Annotated in this window: 5 protein-coding genes; all 5 read right to left on the bottom strand. The window is 67.1% G+C overall.

Annotated elements, in window-relative coordinates; genetic code table 11:
- On the bottom strand, positions 1-507 hold a 507-nt coding region (locus tag ACRX5W_RS33095), incomplete at its 3' end, for an ATP-binding cassette domain-containing protein (protein ID WP_436792100.1).
- On the bottom strand, positions 507-1,562 hold the full coding sequence (locus tag ACRX5W_RS33090; protein WP_436792099.1) for an ABC transporter ATP-binding protein: 1,056 nt from the start codon (positions 1,560-1,562) through the stop codon (positions 507-509). The genes ACRX5W_RS33095 and ACRX5W_RS33090, both read right to left, overlap by 1 nt.
- A 20-nt stretch (positions 1,563-1,582) precedes the next feature.
- Positions 1,583-2,617 carry an ABC transporter permease gene (locus tag ACRX5W_RS33085; RefSeq protein ID WP_436792098.1) on the bottom strand — a complete coding sequence of 345 codons (1,035 nt, stop codon included), beginning with the start codon at positions 2,615-2,617 and terminating at the stop codon, positions 1,583-1,585.
- Positions 2,610-3,539 (bottom strand): ABC transporter permease, encoded by a 930-nt coding sequence (locus ACRX5W_RS33080; RefSeq protein ID WP_436792097.1) that lies wholly within the window; start codon positions 3,537-3,539, stop codon positions 2,610-2,612. Before ACRX5W_RS33080 ends, ACRX5W_RS33085 begins: the two co-directional genes overlap by 8 nt.
- A gap of 261 nt (positions 3,540-3,800) precedes the next feature.
- Positions 3,801-5,429 (bottom strand): peptide ABC transporter substrate-binding protein, encoded by a 1,629-nt coding sequence (locus tag ACRX5W_RS33075; protein ID WP_436792096.1) that lies wholly within the window; start codon positions 5,427-5,429, stop codon positions 3,801-3,803.
- Positions 5,430-5,945 lie beyond the last annotated feature (516 nt).

Genomic DNA, 5,945 nt, shown 5'->3' with positions numbered 1-5,945 from the left:
GATCCGTTGCCGCTGACCGCCGGAGAACTGGTGCGGATACCGGTTGATGTGCTCCGGATTCAGGCCGACGAGTTCGAGGAGTTCCTGCACCCGCTTCTTGACGCCCTGCTTGGGCACGGCCTCGGAGTGGATCGCGTAGGGCTCGCCGATGATGTCCGCGACGGTCATGCGCGGGTTCAGGGAGGTGTACGGGTCCTGGAACACCATCTGGATGTTCCGGCGGACCGCCTTGAGCGCCTGGCCGGAAAGCTTCGAGATGTCCTCGCCCTTGTACAGGACCTGTCCCGACGACGCGCGCTCCAGGTTCATCAGCAGCTTCGCGACCGTGGACTTGCCGCAGCCCGACTCCCCGACCAGGCCGAGGGTTTCGCCGCGCCCCAGGTCGAAGGTGACGCCGTCGACGGCCTGGACCGCGCCGACCTGGCGCCGGAAGACGATCCCCTGGGTCAGCGGGAAATGCTTGACCAGGTTCTTCACTTCGAGGATCGGCTCGTCGGAAGGGGGCATCACGAGCCTCCGTTTTTCGTGTTCGCGCTGTGTTCGAGCACCTGACCGGCAAAGTGGCAGGCGCTGTGGCGGCCGGGGACGACCTCGTACAGCGGCGGGACGTCCGTGCGGCACACGTCCTGGGCGTACGGGCAACGCGGGTTGAACGCGCAGCCGGGCGGAATACGCATCAGGTTCGGCGGCAGGCCCTTGATCGCGTACAGTTCCTGCCCCTTGAGGTCGAGGCGCGGGATCGACGCGAGCAGGCCCTCGGTGTACGGGTGTGCGGGGCTCGCGTACAGCTCGTGCACCGACGCCTCCTCGACGATGCGCCCCGCGTACATGACCGCGATCTTGTCCGCGACGTCGGCGACCACGCCGAGGTCGTGGGTGATCAGGATCAGGCCCATGTGGCGTTCGCGCTGGAGCTCCGCGAGCAGGTCCATGACCTGGGCCTGCACGGTCACGTCGAGGGCTGTGGTCGGCTCGTCGGCGATGATCAGCTCGGGGTCCAGCGCCATCGCCATCGCGATCATGATGCGCTGGCGCATGCCGCCGGAGAACTGGTGCGGGTAGTCGTTCACCCGCTCCTTCGCGGCGGGGATCCTGACGAGGTCCATCAGCTCGACGGCCTTCGCCTTGGCGTCCCTGCGCGACATGCCCTCGTGGACGCGGAACATCTCGGCGAGTTGGAAGCCGACCGAGTAGACCGGGTTCAGCGCGGACAGCGCGTCCTGGAAGATCATCGCGATCTTCCGGCCCCGGATCCTCCGGCGCTCTTCCCTGCTCATCTTCAGCATGTCCCGGCCGTGGAACCGGACTTCGCCGCCGGTGATCACCCCAGGAGGCATGTCGAGGATGCCCATGACGGTCTGCGCGGTCACCGACTTGCCGGACCCGGACTCGCCGAGCACCGCAAGCGTCTCACCGGCGTTCACCGAGTACGACACGCCGTTGATCGCCTTGGCGACGCCGTCGCGCGTGCGGAACTCCACGTAGAGGTCGTCGACTTCGAGAAGCGGCGCGCCGGGCAGGGTCTCCGCGTGCTGCGGATCGGTCAATTGGTTCGTGCTCATGTGTGTGGTCCCCTCCCCCGTCAGCGGAGCTTCGGGTCGAGGGCGTCGCGGACCGCGTCGCCCAACAGGATGAAGCTGAGCACCGTCACGGACAGGAACAGCGACGGGAAGAACAACTGGTACGGCGAGTCGCGGATCACGTTGGTCGCGGTGCTGATGTCGGCGCCCCACGACACCTCGGTGAGCGGCAGGCCGATGCCGAGGAACGACAGCGTCGCCTCCGTCGAGATGAACGTGCCGAGCGAGATCGTCGCGACGACGATGACCGGCGCGACCGCGTTGGGCAGCACGTGCCGCATCAGGACGCGTCCGGTGCCGGCCCCCAACGCCCGTGCGGCGACCACGTAGTCGGACGACTTCACGGTGATCACCGAGCCGCGCATGATGCGGGCCGTCTGCATCCAGCCGAAGATGCCGAGCGCCGCGACCACCGTCCACACCGTGCGGTCCTCGAACGCGCTCATGAACACCAGCGCGGCGAGCAGCAGCGGGATGCCGAAGAAGATGTCGGTGACGCGGGCCAGGACCGAGTCGAGCCACCCGCCGAAGTATCCGGCGACCGCGCCCACGACCCCGCCGAGCACGACGATGACGGCCGTCGTCGCGACACCCACGATGATCGACGCGCGTGCGCCGTAGATGGTCCGCGCGTAGATGTCGCAGCCCTGGGTGTTGGTGCCGAACCAGTGGCCGCCCGACGGCCCCAGGTCGGTTTGCGCGATCGGGCAGAACCTCGGGTCCTGATCGGTGAACCAGCCGGGGAAGCAGGCCATGACGATCAGCAGCAGCAGGATGACCGCGGAGATGTAGAACCTGGGGCTGCGCCGCAATTCGCGCCACGCCTCGGCCCACGAGCCGCGCGGCTTGTCGGTTTCCGCTTCCGCCGGCAGGACGTCGGGCGCGCCGTACTCGTCGACCTTCTCGATCGTGGTGGTGCCCTCGGCGTCCGCGAGAAAGAGCGTGGGGTTCTCCTGGGAGCCGAACTGCGGCTGTTCCTGGCTGCGGACGGGCAGCTTCTCGCGCCTCGGGTCGTGCTGCGGTTCGTGGTCAGGCATACCGGATCCTCGGGTCCAGGACGGCGTACAGGAGGTCGACGATCAGGTTCATCACCAGGTAGACGATGACCAGGGCGGCGACCGCGCCGACCACCGTGGCGTTCTCGTGCTTGGTGACGGCCAGGTAGATCAGCCGGCCCACTCCGTCGACGTTGAAGATGCCCTCGGTGACGATGGCCCCGGCCATCAGCGCACCGAGGTCGGCCCCGAGGAACGTCACCACCGGGATCAGCGAGTTGCGCAACAGGTGCACGGTGACGACGCGGCGGCGCGGCAGTCCCTTCGCGGTCGCCGTACGCACGTAGTCGGCACGCAGGTTCTCCGCGATGCTCGTTCGCGTCAGGCGTGCCACGAACGCGAGCGACAGCGAACCGAGCACGATGCCGGGCAGAACGAGGTCGCTCCACGTCGGATCGCCCGGCGTCGCCGTCGACGGGAACAGGCCCCACTCCGTGCCCAGGAAGTACTGGAACAGGTAGCCGAGGACGAAGACCGGGATCGAGATCACGATCAAGGTGGTGACCAGCACGACCGAGTCGATCAACTTGCCGCGCCGCAGGCCGGCGAGGAGGCCCGCGCCGATGCCGATCACGATCTCGATGGCGAACGCGATCAACGCCAGGCGGATCGAGATGGGGAACGCGCGCTCCAGCTCGTCGGCGACGGGGATGCCGCTGAAGCTGGTGCCGAAGTCGCCCTGGAACAGGCCGGTGAGGTAGTGCCAGTACTGGACGATCAAGGGATCGTTCAGGTGGTACTCCTCGCGCATCTGTCTCACGAACGCCGGGTCGGCGGCCTTGTCGCCGAACATCGCGGCGATCGGGTCCCCACCGAGCTGGTAGACCATGAAATAGATCAAGAACGTGGTCCCGATGAACACCGGGATCATCTGGAGCAGTCGTCGGATGACGTAACGCCCCATNACATCGCGGCGATCGGGTCCCCACCGAGCTGGTAGACCATGAAATAGATCAAGAACGTGGTCCCGATGAACACCGGGATCATCTGGAGCAGTCGTCGGATGACGTAACGCCCCATGCCAGCCTCCTGCGGTCTGGTTCGGCACGTGACCGCCGCGTTTCGGCCGGCGCCGCGCATTGCTTGTCGGCGCCGGCCGGCACGGTGCAGCGGAGTCCGGGGAGGCGGCCGGGTGAACGAGCGCCCGGCCGCCTGCCTCGGTGGGTCAGTTGACGGTGACCTCGGTGAACTCCGGGTTGCCGAACACGTCGAACGAGACGTTCGAGACGTTGGTCGAGGAACCGGCCTTCGTCACGTAGTACCAGAGCGGGATCGAGGGCAGGTCCTGGGCGAGCTGCTTCGCGGCGTCCTGCCAGAGCTGAAGCGCCTGCGCCTCGTCGGTCGCGCCCTGGGCCTGCTGCGCGAGGTTGTCGAAGTCCGCATTCGAGTAGCCGGCGTCATTGGACGCGGCACCCGTGCGGTAGATGTCGTTCAGGAAGTTGTCCGGGAACGGGTAGTCGGCCTTCCAGCCGGTTCGGTACGCCCCGGTCATCTGCTTGTTGGTGATCTCCTCGCGCGCGACGGAGAACTCCGCGTACAGCTTCGGTTCGCACGCCTGGCTGCCCAGCGTCTGGTTGATGCTGTTGCAGACCGCGGTGACCCATTCCTTGTGCGGGCCGTCCGCGTTGGTCGCGATGGTCAGCTTGCCACCGGGGATACCGCCGCCCTCGGCAATGAGCTGCTTGGCGCGCTCGGGGTTGTACGTGCAGACATCACCGCACACGTCCATGTGGCCGGGGACGCCGGGGGCGAGCCAGTCGACGGCCGGCTGCTCCTGGCCCTTGTAGAGGGCCTTCGTGATGCCTGCGCGGTCGATCGCCATGGACAGGCCCTGGCGCACCTTCGCCGCTCCCGGCGTGGCCCATCCGGCGTCGTACAGCGGGAAGCCGATCTTCTGGATGGCCAACTGGGGCTGCACGACGGCCCTGTTGCCCAGGTCGTTCTGGAAGCTGCCGACCGCCGAGGTCGGGATCTGGTCGATCACGTCGAGCCGGTTGTCGCGCAGTGCGGTGTACGCGGCGTCGTAGGTCGTGTAGAAGACGAGCCGGGCGCCTGCCGCCTTGGCCTTGTCCTGGCCGGCGTAGTTCTCGTACCGCTTGACGGTGATGGACTTCTTGCGGTCCCAGCCGCCGTTGGCGGTGTCGAGCTGGAAGGGCCCGTTGCCGATCGGGGCCTGGCCGTACTTGTCGGGGTTCGTGTAGAACTCCTGCGGCAGCGGCATGAACGGGGTGTAGCCCATCTGCGCCTTGAACGACGAGACCGGGTAAGCCAGTTGGATCGTGAAGGTGGTGTCGTCGACGACCTTCAGACCCGACATGGTCTGCGCGGTGGGCTGCCCGTTCTCGGGGTGGACCTGGTCGTAGCCGACGATCGGCTGGAAGAACGTGGTGTTGATCTGCTTGTTGGTCGACAGCGCGCCCCAGTTCCACGCGTCGACGAACGATTTCGCCGTGACGGGCTCGCCGTTGTGGAACGTCCAGCCGGTCTTGAGCTTGACGGTCCAGTTGACGTTGTCCGGTGACTCCATCGACTCCGCGACGGCCGGCACGGTCTCGCCGGTCTTGGCGTCGTAGGTGTACAGGCCGCGGAACATCATCGAGAGCGGGTAGAAACCGCCGGTCTCGTTGGCGTTGGCCGGCTGGAGCAGGTTCTGCGGCTCCGTGCTGCTGGCGGTGTAGTAGCCGGCCGGCGCTCCGGAGCTGCCTCCGCCGCTGTTGCCGCCGCCGCACGCCGTCGCCGCGAGCGCCAGGATGCCCGCGCCCGCGAGCCACTTCACGCGCGTCAGTCCGCGCATGGGTTGCCTCCTTGAAAGCCACTTCGGAAGTGAAGTGCGACGGGCAACCCGTGGGGTCTCCTCGCCGCGGTGCCCGTCCGGCCGCGCCCCCGCGCAGGACCGGTCTCCGAGCAAACGCATCTACTATCCGTCACCGATTCGGATGCTCCAACCCTCCGCAGTGTTGCGGTTTGATCACGCAGGCCCCCTGAAAATCTCAGCTTGTGGCGTGAGAGTACCGGGTAATACGCGAATCATTCGGATGGGTGTGTCGCTGTGCGGAGCATACAGTCCTATCAACGGACAACAGGACATCGAGACGAGGTGAGGAGCCGCCAGGGATCCTGCTACACAGCGTGCCCGTGGAGGAAAAGCCCAGGTCGGGGCCCCTGCGTACGCTACGCGCGTAGTTCCCGCAATCGCAAGAAAAAGTTACGCGCGTAGCATGAGCGCCGCGAGGCAGCCCCGAGCGCGGGCCCCGGACGAAACCGGGCGGGCACGCGGAGAGGGTGCCACCTCACGCTGAGGTGGCACCCC

This window comes from Yinghuangia sp. YIM S10712 (genome assembly GCF_051388935.1).
Lineage (GTDB): Bacteria > Actinomycetota > Actinomycetes > Streptomycetales > Streptomycetaceae > Yinghuangia.
The sequence above is the reverse complement of the archived record's forward strand: the minus strand, read 5'-3'. Positions and strand labels throughout refer to the sequence as shown.

Bases quoted from the DNA above. Each gene is read 5' to 3' on its own strand.
- ACRX5W_RS33090 (WP_436792099.1), bottom strand. From the start codon at position 1,562: ATGAGCACGAACCAATTGACCGATCCGCAGCACGCGGAGACCCTGCCC.
- ACRX5W_RS33085 (WP_436792098.1), bottom strand. From the start codon at position 2,617: ATGCCTGACCACGAACCGCAGCACGACCCGAGGCGCGAGAAGCTGCCC.
- ACRX5W_RS33080 (WP_436792097.1), bottom strand. From the start codon at position 3,539: ATGGGGCGTTACGTCATCCGACGACTGCTCCAGATGATCCCGGTGTTC.
- ACRX5W_RS33075 (WP_436792096.1), bottom strand. From the start codon at position 5,429: ATGCGCGGACTGACGCGCGTGAAGTGGCTCGCGGGCGCGGGCATCCTG.